This window comes from Acidilobus sp. 7A (assembly GCF_003431325.1).
Classification (GTDB): Archaea; Thermoproteota; Thermoprotei_A; order Sulfolobales; family Acidilobaceae; genus Acidilobus.
Window position 1 is genome coordinate 1,344,039 of the sequence record NZ_CP010515.1, and the last position, 18,104, is coordinate 1,362,142.

Sequence of the window (18,104 nt, forward strand, 5' to 3'; positions counted from 1 at the left end):
CGTGGTATGAACATAAAACACTGGACAACACTTTTAAACCCGCATAGAAGATTCACCTTGGGTAGCCGGGTCGTCTAGCGGCCAAGGATGCGGGGCTCTGGACGACCAGGCCGCTAGGTGCGGGAGGCCGGGAGATCCCCCGTGACCGGGGTTCGAATCCCCGCCCGGCTACCACACTTACCGGCCGCCCCAATCAGCCTTTTAACTTCAAGCCTGCAATCGTAAATATGAAGAGGGAGAGTCTTGGCCTTTAACGTGGCTAAGTTGCAGGTTTACGGCAACAACAATATTGGGGTTTACGCGTTTGCCAACGACAAGATAGCGCTGGTGCCACCTGACGTCGACCAGAAGGATAGGCAGGTCATAGAGGAGGTGCTAGGTGTGGACACCTATGAGACCACAATTATGGGCACGAGACTGCTGGGAGTTCTTGTTGCAGGTAACGACAGCGGCCTTCTAGTGCCTAGTACTATAAATGATGATGAGCTCAGGAAGCTCAAGGAAAACGTTGGTGGCGACATGAATATAGGGGTCCTTCCCACTACGAACAATGCCATAGGGAACCTGGTGGCTGCTAATAATCATGGAGCGCTCGTGTATCCTGGGCTCGATGACAGCGCCACAAAGATAATCTCAGACGTCCTTGGGGTGGAGGTTGTGAAGAGAGCTATTTCAGGCATAAGCACAGTTGGCGCAATCATAGCTGTTACGGACATTGGAGGTCTCTCCCACCCAGACACCTCTGACGAGGAGCTGAAGTTTCTGAGTGACCTATTCAAGGTACCCTTTAGGACGGGTACTGTAAACTTCGGTGTCTCGTTTATAAGGACTGGCATAGTCGTCAACACTAAGGGAGCCATAGTGGGTGCGAGCACAAGCGGTCCTGAGATAGCAAGGATACAGATGGTGTTCTCAGGCCTTTGATAATGGCTTAGGGCCGAACTAACAGCGGATGTTACGTTTGGAGCGCACTTCGTGAGTTCAAAGGGCTGGTGGCTCTTGAAGCCTTCTCCTAAAGATCTCACTATATCATCACTTTAATGGGCATACCAAAAGTAATGTTCTTAGAGATTTTAACTTAAGAGGTCTTGAGTTCGACCTTTCCAGGCTTCATTTTCTTATTAGCAAGCATGACCACAGCCTTTACATTGCCCTCCTCGTCCTTAACAACTCTCACTAGCACCTTAACTCTCCTAGGCGGCCTCTGGATCCCCCTACTCCAAATGTAGTTGTTGACTTCATCCATTATTTTTATGGCTTCTGGCGGCACCTTGGTATGTCTCGAGACCAAGCTCCTTAAGAGGTCAACAGCCCTCTTGGCCCTGTTCGTTCTACGACCGAAGTATACACTCTTTAGGTTAAAGGTGTAAACGAATGCCTCCCCAGGTTCCATGGCCCCCACCTCACACCTTCAGCTTTGAGACCCTCCACTGCCTCCTCTTCGGGTTAAATGTGAACTTCCTTAAGGTCTTTACTACAACCCACGCTGGCACTGCCTGGTTACTCTTAAAGGCCTTGGCAAGACGAAGCTTCCTTGCAAGGGGCTTGTGCCTTGACATCTGGTACACCTCACTTCCGCTTGAACTTTATCTCGTACTCCCTACGGGACCTGCTGTCCAGCTGTATTAAAATGTTTTTCACGGTCTCATCGTCAACCGGAGGCGTCAGCCTTCCGGCCTGAACTAGTGATATAATGGCCTGGATAGCTGCGTCAGCCAGCTCAGGTCTGACGAGCTTCAGGTTGGATATTCTGTTAAGTGCGTCTGGCTCCAACATAGTCCTAAGGACTGCCATCACCTCGGCCTCGCGCTTAGCGGCCTCCTCCTGCTGCCTCCGCTTAGCCTCGGCCTCTCTTCTTAGCTCCTCTAGCCTCCTCCTCTTTAGCTCCTCTAGCTCCTCGTCATATTCGTCAGAATCGTCGTAGTCCGAGTAGCCGCTCATAGCCTGTTCCCGGGGGTTCTTAGCCTGGAGGCCTAATAAAATATCTTAAGCTCAAGCGCCGCTAGCGCCTTGTTCCGCTCTTTGCCCCAGCCCAAAAGTAGGCAGATGCTCAGGGCTCACATTAGCTGTCGATTCCATAGCATTGAGTTACGCAGATCTACAGAACTAATTAAACTAATATAAAGCCTTACAATAGCCATGAAAAAGGGGCCGCTCAGCAGGGGAGAAGGCTATGAGAACATTTATAGCAGTTGACGTAGATGAGCCGAACATAGTTGCCAAGCTCCGCGAGATTGAGCAGGAGTTGAACATGGTCAAGGCTAGGATGAAGCTCGTCGAACCTGAGAACTTTCACATAACGCTGAGGTTCCTCGGAGAGGTGCCAGACCATGTTGTAAGCGACATACGGTCACAGGTCTTGCTCAAGATAAAGTTCAAGCCATTCACGCTAAAGCTTTCAGGTATTGGCGCGTTTCCCTCCCCTACCTCTGCGAGGGTGATATGGGTCGGAGTAGTGCAGGGGTTTGACGAACTTAAGAGGATAAGGGAGCAACTCGACTTACTGCTTAAGGATGTGGGGGTTAGGTACGAGAAGGATGAGGAGTTCACGCCTCACATAACCCTGGCAAGGCTAAAGGAGCGCCCAAGCCCAGAAGTAGCGAGGTTCATTGTAGAGCACTCCTCTTATGACATTGGAGAGATGACGATCAAGGCTGTGAGGCTTAAGAAGAGCACCTTGACCCCAAGAGGGCCAATATATGAAACCATAGCGGAGGCTCGCGTTGAATGAGCTGTGACGATGTGCGAGCGCCATTAGAGGAGGAGGTCTTAAGCAAGCTAAGACCGTCAAAGGTTCAACTTAGGACCCTTTCAAACCTCTATGAACTACTAAAGTCTCGTCTAGCTTCATACCTGGGCTCTGAGGGCCTTAGCTTCGTCGTAGAGCCTGAGGGCAGCTTTGCGAAGGGGACCCTTCTCTCTGACCACTGGGAGCTCGACGTCTTCGTCTTGTTCAAGGACGTTGATGAGGCTTGGATCAAGGCTAAGGCCAGGAAGGAGCTGGAGCGTGCTCTTGAAGGGCTGCCCCTTCTTATAAAGTATAGCGAGCACCCCTACGTGACAGTGTCTCTTATGGGCCTTGAGGCTGACGTCGTGCCTGTAAGGTATCTAGAGAAGCCCACGCGCAACATGATGGGGGTCAGCAGGACTCCATTCCACACGAGCTACGTCAGGTCTAGGCTTAACGATTGCATGGCTGATGACGTCAGGCTCCTTAAGTCCTTGTTTAAGGGCATAGGTGCCTATGGAGCTGAGGCGCACGTAGGAGGCTTCTCCGGCTACTTAAGCGAGCTCCTGATAATAACATATGGCAGCTTTCATAAGGCCATAGAGGCCATCTCTAAGTGGAAGCCGCCTGTCTTCATAGATCCTGAGAGCGTTGGCGACAGAAGGGACCTTGAGGAAAGGTACTGCAACACCCCCTTGATAGTTGTGGATCCCGTGGATCCTGCGAGGAACGCTGCAGCCGCCGTGACTGCAGAAAAGCTTAACTTAGCAATAACCGCAGCTAAGCTCTATCTAAGGAGGCCTAGGAGGGAGTTCTTTCACATGTTCAGTAGGTATGTGACGCTAGGGGTAGGGGTCCCCGCGGCGCTCCTGCTGTGCAGGGGCGACTACTCAAACAGCCCGCCGGGCGACGTGTGGGGCAGACTTGCAAGGGCGTCTAAGTCGTTAAGCAGCATAATGGCAGGCTATGGCTTCAACGTGCTGAGGACATCATTTTACACAGATGAGCACTCGGTGGCAGCTGTAGGATTGCTCCTTGATACGTTAAGGCTTCCCGCTATTGAAGCTGTGAGGGGCCCTCAGCCTTATGTAAGCAGCGAGCAGATAGAGAGCTTCGCTTCGAGCAGGTCCAGCGAGGGCCTATGGTTTGAGGAAGGCCTTATAGGGGTCAGAAGGAGGAAGATAGACAGCGCCCAGCGCGCTTTAACAGAGGCCGCGGAGCAGGCTCCGCTGCCAGAGGGCACAAGTGGTTGCGAAGTCATAGTGTTTGATGACGTAAGGGATGCTGCTAAGATTAGCTGGGTGCTGAGGGATTGGATTTCAAGGGAGCTGGCTTCAACGCCTGCCTGGCTTCTGCAGGGCTAGACTCGCCTATAGCCAGGCTGCTGTTCTGCTATCCGCTTGACTACGAAGGCGCCTGTGACTTTCATAAGCTGGCTTCAGAGGCCCTCTCAATAGGCGTTGAAAGCATATGCGTAGGTGGGCCTGTGAGGCTTGACTTTGTGTCAAAGGACCTCAGGGTCCTCGGTAAAGGACACGCTGGGCTTGTGGTGGCTGTGAATGCTGAGGGTGCTCTTAAGGCCCTCAAGGTGAGGAGACAGGACAGCAAGAGAGCGAGCATAGCCGTAGAGGCTGAAAGGTTGATAATTGGATCGAGGGTTGGCGCCACTCCAGCTGTTTATGGGTATACCGATAACATGATTCTAATGGACTTCGCGGGCTCCTTCACTTTAGGATCAGCCATGCAGCTTAGCTCGGTTGAACTCATGGATGCCATACTTGGGGCCTTAAGGGCCGCGCGCGCACTTGACACAGTTAATATTCTGCATGCAGAGATTCACAGGCCCTTTAAGAATGTGCTGTATCCAAATCCAGCGAGGCTCAGCACGGCGCTCATAGTTGACCTTGACTCTGCAGCTAATGACTGTGGGAATGCCAGCAGAATAGCAGGGTCCCTCCTTGTAAGGCTGTGCGGCTTCGTACCGGCTGAGCTGCGCCACTCGTTGTCGCGCTATTCAAGGGGCTGCGAGCAGTCAGAATACAGGGACTTAGAGAGGTTAGTGCTTGAAGCCTTTGCCCATGGATGCAAGCTAGCGGACGACAATAAAGGCTCTCAAGAGCGCAGTTAAAATATGGTCTAGAGGCTTCCTCATAATTGACCATCATTTAGTTGGGGAAAAGCCAAAGCAAACTGTAGTAAGAAAGTAATTTGATGAAAAAGGCTCACTCGTCGATTTCGGCGAGACCCTTGGCGGAGGGAGTCTCTCCAAGTACGCTGCTTGAGATGGAGCTCCTTAGCAGTAGCCTGTACTTGTCCTCAACATATAGCTTGGTAAAGTCGCTTGTGCTTAGGAACCTCAGGCTAACGGGCCTAAAAGAAAGCCGCGCTCCGCAGACAGGACATGTCATGCCGTCAAAGCCGCTCAGGGCCTTCTTAGGAAGCGGGGGGCCGTTAAACTTATTTCTGTCATTCTTGTCGCCTATAGCATACCTGTAAAGTATGGCACCGCAGTTGTGGCATCTTATTAGAATTCTTCCAACACTCATTCCATCGGTGTTCACGGTCTCACCAGCACGCCAAGGTATTACTTGGCTTAACCTGGTACTAATAGTAAGCGCAGGCTGGTCTACCAGTCAAAGGGTTTATTAACAGGGTTCATTCATATAGTAAGCGAGTTGAAATGTTCGTTAAGTCAAGCTATAAAACCATATGAAAAAGGTTTTAGATAAGGGTATACCTTTGGTAACTTAAGCTGCTGTTTAGCAGTCCTTTGAGAGAAATTTAATACAAAGGTCAGTACAGACAACATTTCACATTCCTTAATGTAAGCTTAGCCTGCCACCTCTAAGGGACATAAAAATAGCTAGGGTTCGGGCTTCTGTATTATAAGCTCAGCGCTGAAACTAGCACAGGGGGCCTTGAGCACTACTGACGATATAGGGATAACTGTCAGGCTTGCCCAGTATACGCCGGACGCTCCAAGGATCGTCGCAGCTGCGTCTAAGATGAGCGTGTCAAGGAAGGGCTCTTCAGAACTCCTCAAGATAGACGATGCCGAGGTAGAGCTGTGGATAAGGGAGACCCTAAAGAGAGGGCACCTAAGTCCCTGGGAGCACTCGAGCTATACATTTATAGTTGAGGGGTGCTCAAGGGTGTGCTCTCATCAGCTAGTCAGACACAGGATAGCCAGCTTTACGCAGCAAAGCATGAGGTACACCGAGGCCTCGCTAAGGGACATGGCGCTGAGGGCTGCAGGTCTAGTTGGCTTAAGGTGTCCTGAGAGGCCCAAGGGAGACGCCGCTAGGGATGCGTATATGTGCTACTCTGAGGCGCTGAGGCATGGATCTGAGGCCCTAGGCCCAGACGAAGTTGCTAGGCTAGCGTCAATAGCGTATGTCGTACCGCCATCCATGTCGTCAGATAAGAGGCTTGAGGAGTACGCCAGGGGGCTTTTGGCTACAACCGCCCTATACTATAGGCTACTCTCCACGGGGGCCCCAAAGGAGGATTCAAGGTTTATTATACCAATGGCTGTGAGAACGAAGATTGCCTTTACAATGAATGGCAGGGAGCTGATAGCGTCATTCCTGCCGCTCAGGATGTGCTCCCATGCCCAGTGGGAGATAAGGCACGTGGCCTGGCTTACGTGGAGGGAGCTCATGAAGGTCCACCCTCAGCTGTTTAAATATGCCGGCCCCAGCTGCGTGTTCATCAACAACGCTCAGCTCAGCGAGCCTGCAGCCCTTGAGGACTACTTGAGCGGGAAGACGGGGTTCATCATACCTAAGTGCCCTGAGCTCGTAGAGGGCCCTAAGATAAGGAGCTGCCTGCTCTTCGCCTCACGCTCGCTTACAGGTAACCCGCTGGTTCCAGAGACCTCTACGGGAGACGACGAAGCCAGGTGAACTCGTTAGGGTTGAAATCGCGTAGTCCTTAGGTACCCCAAGCGTCGTGAGGAGCCCTATTACTTCAAGTGGGTGCCACAGCTCAGCGGCGCTCTCGGCATCGCTCACTATCACAGCCCTGAGTCCGACTCTGTAACACCTCCTCAGCGTGTCGTATAGGAACCGCAGCTCGCTGACACTGTGTAGGAGCGGCCTTAGTGGGATCTCAACGGCACCCCCACCCCTCTGCACCATGAGATTCAGGGTCTCACGGTCAGGCTTAACCTCACTGTCTGGCATAAACCTTATCATGTCAACTCGGCTACTCTTTGCAGCCCTCCTATAGGCGACGTAGTCGAATGGCACCACCACGACTATGGACTCCCTATCAGCCTTCCTCAGGGCTCCCTCAATGTCAGTGCCTTTATCGGCCTCTATGGTGACCCTCTTTATGATCGTGGCCTCAGCTGAGCCGTTCAGGGACCCGGTAGTAGTATCTTCAAGTCCTAGCACTTTGATGCCAAGCTTTGACGCAGCCTTTATTAAGCTCTCGGTCCCCCCCTTGGGTCTGACCGAAAGATCAGCAAAGCAGGGGCTCGTCACCTTCTGAGGCCCTCTACAGCCTCCCTTATCTCAGAGATAAGCGCACTCCTGCTCTCGTGCTGAAACCTTACCTTAACCTTTATTACGTCATCCTCTTCTGATAGGACCAGCTTACCATTGTAGGCCTTCTGTTTGTCAAATCTTAGGTATAGTGACCCCTCCTCGCTTAGCCTCTCCTCCAACGTTGACGTTAGAAGCTTTCTATCAGGCTCGGTGAGGAGGGAGACTATCTTATTAAAGGCCTCTTGAGCCTCCTCCTTCTCCTTTGAGGCGGAGACTACTATGATTGGGTTGCCGAAGTATCCACTGAGCTCCTCCTCAACTATTTTTGACTCACCTATAACATTACGTAGGGCCTGAAGCACCTTCTCCCTGACCTCGGTTGTGTGTATGTAAACCCTGGCCTCTATGAACCTGACTTGCATGTTAAGGTCCCATCGTGTCCCGTATTAATTCTTTTTTGTCTCTCACTTATTTTCCTCACTCTTCTCATGAGGGACTATCAGTCTGGCTCCCCTGCTAGCCTCATGCCTGAGGCCCTTGGCGCGCTCCTTGGCCTTCTTCTTCCACTTGTGTATGTGGGTGCCCCTCAGCCCTCTGCCGCTCAGCAGCCCCCTGGACCTCTTCCCAGCCTCAGTGAGCCCCCTGAAGGGCCTTCCCTTAGCGCTGGCGCTGGTGATGACCCACTTGAGCTGCGGGTCCAACTTTATGGTAGGCGCGTTGGGATCGACCATTATTACCTCAAACCACTTGTGCTGGCCATCCTCGGCCAGGTAGTAGCTCCCAAGCACGACCAGGTTCGGGTAGGTTCTCTGCGCCTTCTCCTCAGCGACCTGCTGGAGGCTCTTGGCCAGGGTGTACCCTTCGACGCCCATCCTCTTAGGCCTCCTGCCTGACCTGGGCCTGAGCTTCCTCTGACCGCCCTTCCTCACTCTGACTCTGACGACGACGAAGCCCTGCTTTGCCTTATAGCCTATCTGGCGGGCTCTGTTAAGCCTTAAGGGCTTCTCAACCCTGACTACTGCTGGATCGTTCCTCCACTCTATTAGCCTCTCCTTCATCAGCTTGCCGTGGTCACCCTCGTATGGTTTTTCCCATGTCTCTGCAATGTAATGGTACATGCCGTATGCCACTTGCGGTGACCTCCTGCCTCCTTAAGAGTGCTTGGGTTTAAAAGCGCTGAGGGATTGCGTGAGGGCGGGACTCTGAGAAGTCCGCGTTATGCAAAGGAGCGGCGAGCGCGAGCTGAAGGGCTGTAGTTTTAGCGATTGCGGCGGTCCTATCATGTGCCTGTTAGATCCTTGGCTTAACAGCCCTTGGGACTCCTTTCATCGGGGTCTAAACCACAGGCTTTTATCGCTGCTACGTGTATAGGGACCGTGAAGAACAATGAATCTAGAGAAGCTTCTGCAGGCCCTCTCAGGTAACCCTATGTATAGAATTAGCGTGACAGGCGACACTGTAGAATTAATAGCTGTGACTCCAAGCATGGGTGAAGCTGCCTCTGATGTCGAGGCGGAGCCCTCGGAGTCGCGGCACATGATCATTATATTTAAAATTAAAGAAGGAAATGAGCTGGAGCCTATTAATGCTTACGTTGAGGATAGCCGGGGTCAGAGAAGAAGCGTTGGGCTAGACGAGATAAGATGGTGGCTTGACATCATTGATCAGACGAGCGGCTAGAGCCCTGACGACTCGCATAGGTGTCCCCTTCGCGAGTTTTAAGGCTGAGGAGCACCGAATATGCAGCGTGAAGTAGTTGCAGGTAAGAGTTGAGCAGGGCCCTGGCGTCACCAACGTCTCTGGCGCTTATGACAAGGCTTACGCAGTCAGGGTTGACTATGACGTCGACTGCGCCCTTCTTTGGCGTGCCAGGCTGGGCGGCCTCGGCCCTGAAGGCGTCATAAAGATTTCCTGCTAAAGGTGTGCAGATGTCAAGTTGAGCCTTCACAGCAACCTGCAAGAGGCCTCACCCTGAGGACTGGGCCTAGGAGCTTGCCCTCGCGCCCTCTGGCCACTATTGATACACTTCCATCCTCAGATAGCGTGACGTCTACATAGTTGTCAGTGGGCTTCTCGACGAGCTTTAGCTGAAACGACTCTGAGAGGAACTCAGCAACGCCCTTGGCAAGGATGCCACCTGTAAAGGCAACGTACCTGCAGCTCCCTGTGGCCCTTGAGCCAAGCTCCCTCCTTAGCGTCACGCCAACTATACTTAGCTTTCCTACTTCAACCAGGCCGGAGCTTGAGGGTGAGTAAGCAACTAAAAGTCCTGGGTTACCCTTCCACTCCCCAATTATCACAACCCTTTTGAGGCCGTTTGACGCAGCTAAGGCGTTGAGGTCCTTGAGGGACTCATGTCCCCTTGTCAGCCTTACGACGCTGTAAATAGTCAGCTCCAGGTCCTTGAGCAGGGCCCTAGTCCTCCTGCTGGGCCTCCTGCTGCTTGTGAGCAGCACTGAGGCTTCAGGCCCCTTGGTCGAGAGCTCCCTGATAAACCTGAGCGGCTGTCCGCTCACAAACATCACATCTCTGATGTTGAGAAGTAGGGCGGGAGGTACGTGGCCAGCTCCGTACGGGGCACATACGCGCCTCCTGCCCAGCTCCTGCCACACTTGGTGCAGGTCCAGACGCCTACTGACAGCCTCTTAACAGTGCCCACGCTGCCGCAGAATGGGCACCTGTGTTCCTGGTACCTCTTTTCAAGCACAGCCTTGACTCTCTTCCTCAGCGTGGAGCCATACCTGGCGCCGTACCTGCCAGTTATACCAACGTTCTTTGTGTGGCTGTACACCACGTGCCCTCACCTCTGCTGGCTTCCGGCGTTCTGGAGTGCTTGGTCCAGCAATTTAAAGTAAACTTGCGAAACCTTCCTCGACATGTCTATTATCTTCATCAGCTCATCCCTAGTGTAGCCCCCGAGGCCCGTCTTCTGCATCCCAACTACGGTTCCCTGCTCGTCGAACGCTAAGACCATTCTGCTGTCAGCAAGCAGCTCCTCGTCAAGGTTAGGATCTATCAGTATAATATCGCCGATCTTGGCACTTGTGACGAGCACCACGCGCCTGTTGAGCTTAAGCGGCGAGCCCTTGGTTCTATCTATTATTATCTCGCCCGACTCCGTCTCCTCATAATCTGGAACCTTAGTGTTCATGAGCGCTGCCAACACTCCAAGCATGCTTGCGTCAAAGTAATTGCCGTCATAGTCCAGCACGTAGACATCTATCCACAGCACCCACGCTCTCTCGCCAGGCCTTATTATTAGCGAGCCTAGGTCGACAGCCTTGGGATCTCTGAGGCTCCTATCAATAACCCTTGACAGCTCTATGGCGTTCTCATCCGGCGGCCCCGGCTCGAAGGTAGGCGAGGCCACTGGTGCGAGCTCAGAGTTAACCTGGAGGACGCCCTCATTGGGAGTGTCCCTATAGGGAGTACCGACCTCAAGTTTGATGCCGACGAGCACCTGAGTGTTTCCTAGCCTGACCCACGCAGAGCCGTCAGCCTTGTCTATAACGCCTAGCTGCACTGAGATGTTCCTTGGCGTCATGAAGTCGCGCTGGTCGCTCCTTATGCCCTTCTTGTAGAGGCTTATGAGGTTCCTGCTCCTTATTTTGGACAGCACTGGCACCCTGTATGGCGTGTAGCTCACTCTACCTCTACCTCCTCCACAGAGCTTCTCAGCGTCTGCTTCTCCTTTTCAACAACCTCACTTATAGCTTTGAGTGCCATATCAAGACCCCTCTGAACATCCTCAGCTGTCATAACGCCGTTAAGCTGAAAGAGCGTTATGAGGCCTAGGTCAGGCGCAGCCACGACCGGCATGTCAGCTTCACCAAAGTTGTCTTCAGGCTCGTTGATGTCTAACACGACAACGTTATCTACCTTGCCGACGGCTACCCCCGCCACGAGACCCCTCATCGGGATTCCGGCATCGGCTAGAGCTAGTGAGGCTGCCGTAGCGCTCGCAGTCCTAGTGCCCCCGTCGGATTGGAGAACCTCTATGTAGACCTCTATTGCGGTGCGTGGGAAGAGGTCAGTTATGACGACAGGCTCTAGGGCCTCCCTTAGAACCTTTGATATCTCCGTCTCTCTTCTTGTTGGCACCGGGCTCTTGCGCTCCTCTGTCGAGAAGGGGGCCATATGGTACCTGACAAAGAGGGAAGCTCTGTCTGGCAGCACAGTGTATCTCTGTGAAGGTTCCCTAGGACCGTAGACTGCCGCTAGTACCTTCGTCTTGCCGTACGACACTAGGGCTGAGCCATCAGCGTTTCTTAAGACGCCGACCTTCATTTCGACAGGCCTCATTTCATCTGGGAGCCTGCCGTCCAGCCTCCTTCCGTTCTCATCGAAGAACTTGGCCGGTCTTACGTGCATGTGCTCATATCCCTCTGACCTTCCTCTCCTCCTCTATAAATTCTTTAATTCTGTTCGTGAGGCCTGACGTGTGCGACTGTTCCTCAATAATATTGATAGCCTCAGCCACTATCTCCTCTAGCACGTCATTCTGGCATGTTATGTGGACCCTTCCATTGACTGCGACGAAGAGATCGCAGCCGCTGGCCTTCTTGATGGTCTCGATCATTGAGCCCTTCTTTCCAATGATCCTTGGAACCTTGACAGGCCTGACGGTGACAACGGTGCCCTCTGTTATCCTCCCGAGCCCCTTGTCCTGCACCGTCAGCATGGGGCTTCTGACTCTGTCAAATGCAACGATCTTGGCCTTCACATAGTCACCTATCTTGAGGTAGGTAAATGGGTCCTCAGGCACCTGCCCGCCCTGCTTTACGCCAAAGAAGTCCTGGACACTTAGCACGGCCTGGTAGGGGGAGTTTATGTCAAGGAACCAGTTGGCGGCCGCGTGTGACATGACAAGCCCTATAACTATGTCGCCCTCGCTGGGGAAGTAGAAGCCCTTAAGCGGAACGAAATCTGTGCCTTCCTCCCTGAAGTTCACTAGTCCCAACACAGCGGCCCTCTTCTCACCGTTGTAGTCAAAGACGTAGATGCTCTGTTGCTTAAGTCCCTCAATTTTGTCGCCTGGGAGCACCAGGACTTTCTTTGAAGCCTTCTCCTCCTGGCTCACTGCGAGCTCACCTTGACGTTCACCTGGGCCTGTCCCCTTGCAAGTCCCTGTATTTTATCTATAACCTCGAGCTGCATGCCCGCGGGAATCTCAAGCTCCACCTTAAGGCTCCCGTCGTCAAGCCACGTAGTCCTCTTAACGTCCCCGAGCCTCTTTACCTCGCCAACAGCCCTTCCAGCGTACTCAGGGGGTATCGTGACCTCTATAAGGGCCCTGGCAACCTTTATTGGTATCACCATGGCTAACCTCTTAATGGCTTCCAGGGCCTGCTGTTCAACGGGCTTGAAGGGGTCGACTCCTATCCTAAGCTCCTCAAAGAGGTTCTCTATCCTTTGCTCAGGTATTGGGGAGCCGCTCTTTGGGTCTACGGCGTTTCTAGCTATGTAGGTTATGATCTGTCTCCTCTTCATCTCTATGATCCTCCTGCGCTCCTCCTCAGTTATCTGTATCTGGCCCTCCTTGAGTATGCGCTCAGCTATGGCGTTAATGTCGTCTGTTCCAAAGGCCTTCCTTATCGCGTCAGGGCTCGCCTTCAGGCCCCTCCTCACGTCCTTATAGATGGTGTCAGACCACAGCACGTCGGAGATGGAGACCTTCTCGCCCTCCTTGAACTTAAAGGCCTCGTCAGGCTTGACTAGTATTTCAAAGTGCTGACCCTTCAGGTCTATCCACGCTATCACATACTCCTGTCTTTTAGGCAAAACTCTCTCGCCCCAGTAGCTTAATCAAGATAGGTTACGCCTTAATGGCTATAAAAGCCTTAAGATAGCTAACAAGGTATGGAGTGCTTCACGACTGCAGCATCTCGTTCTTGCTGGACTTCACTAGATCCTTTATGACGTCACGGCTCACCTTCTTGAAGGTCCTCTCCTTGGTATCTATGTAGGCTATCTCTGTGTACTCATCAAAGCTGCTGGCCAGATCCTCCTTCTTCTCATCGGACGACGCTATTCTTCCCTTAAAGAGCGCCACTATGGCTAGCTTGATGGCATCGTCTAAGCTTAGGTCCTTCCTATAAGTTTTCTCTAAGTAGCTGTTGGCGGCGTCGCCTCCGAGACCTATTGCTATGGCGTAGTAGCTGAAGTATTGGCCTCCAGGCTCCGTCCTTAAGAGCTTAGGCGCGCCGTCAGCGTCCACCCCGCCAAAGACCAGCGCGACGCCGAAGGGCCTAACACCTCCGTGCTGGGTGTAGAGCTGCTTAAGGTCAGCTACCGACTTGGCCACATACTCTGTAGTTGGCGCCTCGCCGTAGGTCAACCTGTGCCTCACGGCTATTAACCTGGCATAGTCTATGAGGACCCTTCCGTCACTGCCCATGCCGGCGAATGTGACCCCTATATGATCATCGACCTTATAGATCTTCTCTATGCCGTTTAAGTCAAGTAGCGGCGTCATCTTCCTCTTCTCGGCGGCTAGCACAACGCCGCTGTCAGTGAGAATTCCAAGGCTTGTCCAGCCCTTTCTGACCGCTTCAAAAGCGTACCTCACCTGGTACAGCTCGCCGTCCGGTGAGAATATAGTTATGGCGCGATCGTAAGCCGAAGGCGGTGCGGCCATTGCCATTACAGGTACCCTCCTCAAGAGAAGCTGTGCGTGCGACCTTTTTTAAATGTCCATCATTACAACCGAAGACCTCGCCCTTCAGGGCGGGGGTCAGCCTGGGTTAGGCCAACAACCTAAGAGTCCAAGGTCTGGCCCACTTCAGCTTCCTTGGGTTGCGCCTCAGCTTTATGGCGCTCTTGTAACACTTGCTGCTGCAGTACCAGACTATCTCGCCCCTCTCGGTGATATACATCCTTCCTGTTCCGGGCTCTACGGGCCTCCCGCAGAACGCGCATGTGGCCTCCTTTGGCATGGCAGCCTCCCTTCAGGCTGTGGGGGTAACCTCTTTTAAAGCTTAAGTCTCCTCGGGCTCAACGTGAACGACAAGCCTCATGTTATATTTTGTGAGCGCTAGGCTCTCTATTCTGTCAGCAAGCTCGTGGGCAGCCTTCACGCTCTCCGCTGGCGGAACCTCGACAACAATGTAGCCAGACACATAGTTATCGCCTACGCTCCTGAGCTTAAGGTCCTTAACCTTGACACCTAAGGACTTCACATCATTCAGTAGCCCACTGTAAACTTTAGGAGGCGGGGCGGGGCCCGTTACCTTGTATATGACCCCCTTTGAATTGATGGCCACCTGATACGCCAGGTACGATAACATCCCAGCGGCCGCTGCCCTGTCTATCTCAAATGAGAACGCATGAGCGAAGGGCAGGGCTACGAGTGCCACAAGGCTCTCGGCTATCTCGCTCGTCGTCACGTTTGAGTAAACCAGGAACCCGCCGCTTAGCCTCCTTGACATCAGAACGCTCGCGCTGTACATGAGCGCCACCACCAGCGGGACTATCCACGCGCTGCCTGAAACTGAGTAGGAGGACGGGTTGAGGACCTCATCAATACCAAGGCCAAGCACGAAGGCGTACACTAAGAGCGTCGTGACTGAGGCGCTGAGCGAGTAGCCGGCATGCCCCATCGGGTGATCTATGTCCTCAGGTTCAAGCTGCCTCCTGTAGAAATAAACGTTTGCAATAGCCACAAGGAAGTTGGCTATGCACGTGAGGCCATTAACTATGAGGAGCCTGCTGTTGAATATGAGTCCTCCTGCAGTATTGAGAACAGAGGCCAGGAGAGCCACAAGTACCACGGTTGCGACATACCTCCGCGTTTCCGCGTCCTTCTCCCTGCCCATATTGCCTCACTTATATCGAATAACCGAACAAAATTTAAGCCTTCAAATGGATGCACGCTTCTTAGCTATTTCATAAGGTAGCTGATCGAGGAAAATAAGGAGTAGTGATTTTAGCTTAATCTAAATGAGCTCAGCGGGACCTCTTGAAGAAGACCACATAGATGAACGCTATCGTAACTATGATCATTACAGCCATCATGAAGCTTGTGAAGAACTGGCCAAACGATGCAGCTGCCAGCGTATTGTAGTTGGTGAGGTTGTTGTAATTAGTCAATATTACGTTCCATGGCTTAGGATATGAAAGCGCCTGCGTTGCATTAAGCGACGCTATGAAGTTGGGGAACTGAGCAAAGGCATTCAACATCTCACCAGCCTCTATGGTTCCAAGGGCTGAGGCCCCGCCTACTATTGACCACAGGGCTGTTGACCTGGTCACCAGGTTGCCCTTGAACGCGGCGTAGGCTATGTAGAGCAGCGCTATGAACTGGATTGCCACGAGGGCCAGGTGCAGCACAAATATCCACGTGAAGTTATATGATGCGTCGCCTCCTATTGTGACGCCGAACCCGACCATTATGTTGTTGAACTTGTAGGGCACGCCAGTGAGTGACATGAGGTAGGAGAACATCAGGGGTACCATGAGTAGCAGGCCCACGAGCGACGGTATGAAGAACTTCCTGACAGCCGCCTCAAAGTAGCTCCTCTCAGCCTCAGGGTTCCTCACGTAGGCTATTGCAAAGCCAGCCATTATTGCGATCATAGTGGCTGTCAGAGCGCCAACTATGCTGGAGATGTAGAGGGGCCAGAACGTGGGGTTTGCGTAGGCCTGAGCCACGTTAAGGGTGACGCTACCTGTTGGCGTGAAGCGCAGTCCTACAGGCTCATTAAGGAACGCGAAGACCTGCCTGAAGCCGAACGGTATGAGGAGCGCTGAGGCCCCCATGAGAAAGCCTATAAAGTTGTGCGTCCTCGGGCTCCACCTATCCCAGCCGTACCAGTAGGCTATGAGGCTGAAGAAGTTCAGGGCCACCATTGCTATTGCTATTGCGAAGGGCACTATGTTAACAGTGCCTATGAAGAGCGTCATGAAGGGGTAGTATGAGAACAGGAAGACCGTGAAAGCTGTGCCGAACACGCCAGCTACACCATAGGTCACAGCGTAGTACTTCATCAGTCTCCTGGCCATGTTAACTGTCAGCTGGTCGTTGCGTTTCATGCCAAGGTACTTGAGCAGCGGTACGAGCACCGCGAGCCCTATGACAAGGTTTACCATGACTATGTGGATGCCAAAGTTGAAGGCAAGCCAGAACACAGAGCTGTAGAACATGCCCCCTCACCTCCTCAATAACTCACCTCGTCGAGGACCTCCCTTCTGCCTGGCACCCATAGGAACTTGTAGACTGCGTAGATCAGCGCAGCCCCAATTACCAGGTAGAAGAGGCTGAACAGAGCCTCACCCCAGGCAGGCGGCTGGTTAACCGTTACGGTGTCGCTGAGGGTCATAACTCCGTAGACAACCCAGGGTAGCCTCCCCATCTCCCTCGCGGCCCAACCCATGTAGCTTGCAAGCTGAGCCAGCACGGCGGCTGGCACCAGCAGGTACATCCAGAACTTATGTATCCTGTCGGCCCTGTGGGCCGCTATGTATCCCGTCAGTATAAGCGCGTAGAGGCCTAGGGCGATGCCAAGTATCACCATGGCGTAGTAGGCGTAGTCGACTATAAGCGGCGGCAGGTATGTAGAGGTGCCCGGTACCCCCAGCGTAGATGAGAGGTTGCCCCAGCCGCTGTAATATTTCATAAGCTCGCCGTAATTGGGCAGGTGGGCGCTCAGGGTGCCATATGCCAGCAGCTTCTCTATGGGCTCCGTGTGAAATATTTCAGCAATCGACGTGAAGCCTGGGACGCCGAGGCCCTCAAAGGCGGCGAACTTCTCAGGCTGATAGTGGGCGACCGTGACGCCCATCTCATGGCCAGCTACGAGGCCCTGGTATATTATGATTATGAGTGAGAATATCACTGAGAACTTGAACGCCTTGAGCAGGTACTCCTTGTACCTTCTGTCCTTGACCTTCATCAGTCTCGTGCCAAAGCCGGCCATTGCTGTAAACCCGGACACCGTCAGGCCGGCCCCTATAGAGTGCATTACTGAGGGGGCGAAGTCAGGACTCTTGAATAGGTAAAGGTAAATGTTATAGTGCTCTACCGTGGCATCCATTATGGAGTTTAAGACGTTTAACACGGGCACGGCCGCTAGGCCTGGGTCGCTAAGCGCGCCCTGCTTCAGCACCAACTTCAGTATGCTCTGGTTTAATGTGTACCCTGCGAATGACTCATAGACGAGCCTGTCAACTATCGTTATGGGCACGGCGGCTATTACCGCGTTGCTAGTGGCATCCATTATCTGCACGTGGAGGGACTGCAGGGTCGTTATGTTGAGGAGCGAGGCTATGTTATTTGGTATTGCTAGGATTAGCTTGGGGTAGCCCTCGGCGTAGAGCCACTGACCTGTCGTCGCGTTGTAGTCAGGCATGAGTCCTGTGGGCACCTGCATATAAGCGTTGGCACCTACTATCATGGCGCCAGAGTACCAGGGGCCCACGAAGGCGAAGAACGTAAGCACAAGCCTCGCCTTGGGCGACAGCCTGTCCCAGCCGTACCAGAGCATGTAGATTACGAGGACCTCCATTATGAACGCGAATACCTCCGCGTACATTGGGAAGTACAGCCACTTGCCAACGGCCGTCAGGACTCTCGGCCAGACAGTTATGAGGCCGAACTCCACAAGCGTGCCAGTGGCGGCGCCAACTGCAAACACTATTGCAGTGCCCTTCACGAGGACCTTAGCTATCCTCATCCAGTCAGGGTCCTTGGTCTTGAAGTATATGAGCTCAGCTATGAAGGCCATGAAGGGCAGCCCCAGGACGTACTGTAGGATCCCCCAGTGCATGCCTATGCCAACAATTGACATGGCCCTGGTGCTCCAGTCCCCATAACTGACAAGCTGCTGCCACACATTGAGGCCAGACACGCGCCGCACCACTACATATATTATGCTCTAAGTCTTTTATAA

The 18,104-nt window shown here is 53.1% G+C and carries 25 protein-coding genes and 1 tRNA gene; 8 read left to right on the forward strand and 18 right to left on the reverse strand.

Annotation, left to right across the window (positions count from 1 at the left end; all coding sequences use genetic code 11):
• The first annotated feature begins 63 nt into the window (after positions 1-63).
• Both SE86_RS06835 and SE86_RS06840 read left to right on the forward strand, forming a co-directional pair.
• Positions 64-174 (forward strand) — tRNA-Gln (locus SE86_RS06835).
• Positions 175-243: 69 nt separating this feature from the next.
• Positions 244-924 carry a translation initiation factor IF-6 gene (locus SE86_RS06840; protein ID WP_117354825.1) on the forward strand — a complete coding sequence of 227 codons (681 nt, stop codon included), beginning with the start codon at positions 244-246 and terminating at the stop codon, positions 922-924.
• Positions 925-1,078: 154 nt separating this feature from the next.
• Here SE86_RS06840 and SE86_RS06845 read toward each other — a convergent pair whose 3' ends face one another.
• Genes SE86_RS06845 through SE86_RS06855 form a run of 3 tightly spaced genes read right to left on the reverse strand, consistent with a single transcriptional unit; the run spans position 1,079 to position 1,941 of the window.
• Positions 1,079-1,393: a 50S ribosomal protein L31e gene (locus SE86_RS06845; protein WP_117355191.1), complete on the reverse strand. Its 315-nt coding sequence runs from the start codon at positions 1,391-1,393 to the stop codon at positions 1,079-1,081.
• A gap of 10 nt (positions 1,394-1,403) precedes the next feature.
• The gene (locus tag SE86_RS06850) at positions 1,404-1,559 is read right to left on the reverse strand and encodes a 50S ribosomal protein L39e (RefSeq protein ID WP_117355192.1); all 156 of its coding nucleotides are present in this window, start codon (positions 1,557-1,559) and stop codon (positions 1,404-1,406) included.
• Positions 1,560-1,569: 10 nt separating this feature from the next.
• Positions 1,570-1,941 (reverse strand): DNA-binding protein, encoded by a 372-nt coding sequence (locus SE86_RS06855; RefSeq protein WP_117354826.1) that lies wholly within the window; start codon positions 1,939-1,941, stop codon positions 1,570-1,572.
• Positions 1,942-2,173: 232 nt separating this feature from the next.
• On the opposite strand from SE86_RS06855, the gene thpR reads away from it, so the two are divergent.
• The 3 genes from thpR to SE86_RS06870 are packed head-to-tail and all read left to right on the forward strand — an operon-like array spanning position 2,174 to position 4,856.
• Complete coding sequence (gene thpR / locus SE86_RS06860; protein ID WP_117354827.1) at positions 2,174-2,731, forward strand: RNA 2',3'-cyclic phosphodiesterase; 558 nt, start codon at positions 2,174-2,176, stop codon at positions 2,729-2,731.
• Positions 2,732-2,742: 11 nt separating this feature from the next.
• Complete coding sequence (gene cca / locus SE86_RS06865) at positions 2,743-4,092, forward strand: CCA tRNA nucleotidyltransferase (protein ID WP_211096559.1); 1,350 nt, start codon at positions 2,743-2,745, stop codon at positions 4,090-4,092.
• Positions 4,041-4,856, forward strand: coding sequence for a hypothetical protein (locus SE86_RS06870; RefSeq protein ID WP_117354829.1), 816 nt, complete (start codon positions 4,041-4,043; stop codon positions 4,854-4,856). Before cca ends, SE86_RS06870 begins: the two co-directional genes overlap by 52 nt.
• Positions 4,857-4,950: 94 nt before the next feature.
• On the opposite strand, the gene SE86_RS06875 is transcribed toward SE86_RS06870, so the two are convergent.
• Positions 4,951-5,289 (reverse strand): hypothetical protein, encoded by a 339-nt coding sequence (locus SE86_RS06875; protein ID WP_117354830.1) that lies wholly within the window; start codon positions 5,287-5,289, stop codon positions 4,951-4,953.
• A 357-nt stretch (positions 5,290-5,646) separates the two neighbouring features.
• On the opposite strand from SE86_RS06875, the gene thyX reads away from it, so the two are divergent.
• Positions 5,647-6,633, forward strand: a complete 987-nt coding sequence (thyX, locus tag SE86_RS06880) for an FAD-dependent thymidylate synthase (RefSeq protein WP_117354831.1) — start codon at positions 5,647-5,649, stop codon at positions 6,631-6,633.
• On the opposite strand, the gene SE86_RS06885 is transcribed toward thyX, so the two are convergent.
• The 3 genes from SE86_RS06885 to SE86_RS06895 are packed head-to-tail and all read right to left on the reverse strand — an operon-like array spanning position 6,568 to position 8,348.
• The gene (locus SE86_RS06885; protein WP_117354832.1) at positions 6,568-7,215 is read right to left on the reverse strand and encodes an RNase P subunit p30 family protein; all 648 of its coding nucleotides are present in this window, start codon (positions 7,213-7,215) and stop codon (positions 6,568-6,570) included. The two genes, thyX and SE86_RS06885, sit on opposite strands and share 66 nt — an antisense overlap.
• Positions 7,212-7,640 carry an RNA-binding domain-containing protein gene (locus SE86_RS06890; protein WP_117354833.1) on the reverse strand — a complete coding sequence of 143 codons (429 nt, stop codon included), beginning with the start codon at positions 7,638-7,640 and terminating at the stop codon, positions 7,212-7,214. The genes SE86_RS06885 and SE86_RS06890 overlap by 4 nt, the downstream gene beginning before the upstream one ends.
• Before the next feature lie 42 nt (positions 7,641-7,682).
• Positions 7,683-8,348, reverse strand: a complete 666-nt coding sequence (locus SE86_RS06895) for a 50S ribosomal protein L15e (RefSeq protein WP_117354834.1) — start codon at positions 8,346-8,348, stop codon at positions 7,683-7,685.
• A gap of 256 nt (positions 8,349-8,604) precedes the next feature.
• On the opposite strand from SE86_RS06895, the gene SE86_RS06900 reads away from it, so the two are divergent.
• Together SE86_RS06900 and SE86_RS08030 are read left to right on the forward strand one after the other, a co-directional pair.
• A complete protein-coding gene (locus SE86_RS06900; protein ID WP_117354835.1) occupies positions 8,605-8,898 on the forward strand; it encodes a hypothetical protein in 294 nt (97 codons plus the stop codon).
• A 76-nt stretch (positions 8,899-8,974) separates the two neighbouring features.
• Complete coding sequence (locus SE86_RS08030; protein WP_158543152.1) at positions 8,975-9,136, forward strand: hypothetical protein; 162 nt, start codon at positions 8,975-8,977, stop codon at positions 9,134-9,136.
• A 13-nt stretch (positions 9,137-9,149) separates the two neighbouring features.
• Here the strand turns inward: SE86_RS08030 and SE86_RS06905 are convergent, their stop codons facing one another.
• The 11 genes from SE86_RS06905 to SE86_RS06955 all read right to left on the reverse strand — a co-directional run bounded on the left by SE86_RS06905 (position 9,150) and on the right by SE86_RS06955 (position 18,062).
• Positions 9,150-9,734, reverse strand: coding sequence for a hypothetical protein (locus tag SE86_RS06905; RefSeq protein ID WP_148666803.1), 585 nt, complete (start codon positions 9,732-9,734; stop codon positions 9,150-9,152).
• A 5-nt stretch (positions 9,735-9,739) separates the two neighbouring features.
• A complete protein-coding gene (locus SE86_RS06910; protein WP_117355193.1) occupies positions 9,740-10,009 on the reverse strand; it encodes a 50S ribosomal protein L37ae in 270 nt (89 codons plus the stop codon).
• A gap of 9 nt (positions 10,010-10,018) precedes the next feature.
• Positions 10,019-10,864: an exosome complex protein Rrp42 gene (gene rrp42 / locus SE86_RS06915; RefSeq protein ID WP_117354837.1), complete on the reverse strand. Its 846-nt coding sequence runs from the start codon at positions 10,862-10,864 to the stop codon at positions 10,019-10,021.
• The gene (rrp41, locus tag SE86_RS06920) at positions 10,861-11,589 is read right to left on the reverse strand and encodes an exosome complex exonuclease Rrp41 (RefSeq protein WP_023428448.1); all 729 of its coding nucleotides are present in this window, start codon (positions 11,587-11,589) and stop codon (positions 10,861-10,863) included. The genes rrp42 and rrp41 overlap by 4 nt, the downstream gene beginning before the upstream one ends.
• Before the next feature lie 4 nt (positions 11,590-11,593).
• Complete coding sequence (gene rrp4 / locus SE86_RS06925) at positions 11,594-12,298, reverse strand: exosome complex RNA-binding protein Rrp4 (protein WP_117354838.1); 705 nt, start codon at positions 12,296-12,298, stop codon at positions 11,594-11,596.
• A complete protein-coding gene (locus SE86_RS06930; protein ID WP_117354839.1) occupies positions 12,295-12,999 on the reverse strand; it encodes a ribosome assembly factor SBDS in 705 nt (234 codons plus the stop codon). The genes rrp4 and SE86_RS06930 overlap by 4 nt, the downstream gene beginning before the upstream one ends.
• 88 nt (positions 13,000-13,087) lie before the next feature.
• On the reverse strand, positions 13,088-13,861 hold the full coding sequence (gene psmA / locus SE86_RS06935) for an archaeal proteasome endopeptidase complex subunit alpha (protein ID WP_117355194.1): 774 nt from the start codon (positions 13,859-13,861) through the stop codon (positions 13,088-13,090).
• A 100-nt stretch (positions 13,862-13,961) separates the two neighbouring features.
• Positions 13,962-14,153 carry a 50S ribosomal protein L24e gene (locus tag SE86_RS06940; RefSeq protein ID WP_117354840.1) on the reverse strand — a complete coding sequence of 64 codons (192 nt, stop codon included), beginning with the start codon at positions 14,151-14,153 and terminating at the stop codon, positions 13,962-13,964.
• A gap of 42 nt (positions 14,154-14,195) precedes the next feature.
• The gene (locus tag SE86_RS06945; protein WP_117354841.1) at positions 14,196-15,032 is read right to left on the reverse strand and encodes a cation transporter dimerization domain-containing protein; all 837 of its coding nucleotides are present in this window, start codon (positions 15,030-15,032) and stop codon (positions 14,196-14,198) included.
• A gap of 130 nt (positions 15,033-15,162) precedes the next feature.
• Positions 15,163-16,359: a cytochrome ubiquinol oxidase subunit I gene (locus SE86_RS06950; RefSeq protein WP_117354842.1), complete on the reverse strand. Its 1,197-nt coding sequence runs from the start codon at positions 16,357-16,359 to the stop codon at positions 15,163-15,165.
• A gap of 14 nt (positions 16,360-16,373) precedes the next feature.
• Entirely contained in the window at positions 16,374-18,062 is a 1,689-nt protein-coding gene (locus SE86_RS06955; protein WP_211096561.1) for a cytochrome ubiquinol oxidase subunit I, read from the reverse strand.
• Between the last annotated feature and the right edge of the window lie 42 nt (positions 18,063-18,104).

Excerpts from the sequence above, each read along its gene's own strand:
- SE86_RS06890 (WP_117354833.1), bottom strand. The coding sequence starts at position 7,640 with ATGCAAGTCAGGTTCATAGAGGCCAGGGTTTACATACACACAACCGAG.
- thpR (WP_117354827.1), top strand. The coding sequence starts at position 2,174 with ATGAGAACATTTATAGCAGTTGACGTAGATGAGCCGAACATAGTTGCC.
- rrp41 (WP_023428448.1), bottom strand. The coding sequence starts at position 11,589 with ATGCACGTAAGACCGGCCAAGTTCTTCGATGAGAACGGAAGGAGGCTG.
- psmA (WP_117355194.1), bottom strand. The coding sequence starts at position 13,861 with ATGGCAATGGCCGCACCGCCTTCGGCTTACGATCGCGCCATAACTATA.
- SE86_RS06900 (WP_117354835.1), top strand. The coding sequence starts at position 8,605 with ATGAATCTAGAGAAGCTTCTGCAGGCCCTCTCAGGTAACCCTATGTAT.
- SE86_RS06855 (WP_117354826.1), bottom strand. The coding sequence starts at position 1,941 with ATGAGCGGCTACTCGGACTACGACGATTCTGACGAATATGACGAGGAG.
- SE86_RS06950 (WP_117354842.1), bottom strand. The coding sequence starts at position 16,359 with ATGTTCTACAGCTCTGTGTTCTGGCTTGCCTTCAACTTTGGCATCCAC.
- SE86_RS06945 (WP_117354841.1), bottom strand. The coding sequence starts at position 15,032 with ATGGGCAGGGAGAAGGACGCGGAAACGCGGAGGTATGTCGCAACCGTG.
- SE86_RS06940 (WP_117354840.1), bottom strand. The coding sequence starts at position 14,153 with ATGCCAAAGGAGGCCACATGCGCGTTCTGCGGGAGGCCCGTAGAGCCC.
- SE86_RS06845 (WP_117355191.1), bottom strand. The coding sequence starts at position 1,393 with ATGGAACCTGGGGAGGCATTCGTTTACACCTTTAACCTAAAGAGTGTA.
- SE86_RS06850 (WP_117355192.1), bottom strand. The coding sequence starts at position 1,559 with ATGTCAAGGCACAAGCCCCTTGCAAGGAAGCTTCGTCTTGCCAAGGCC.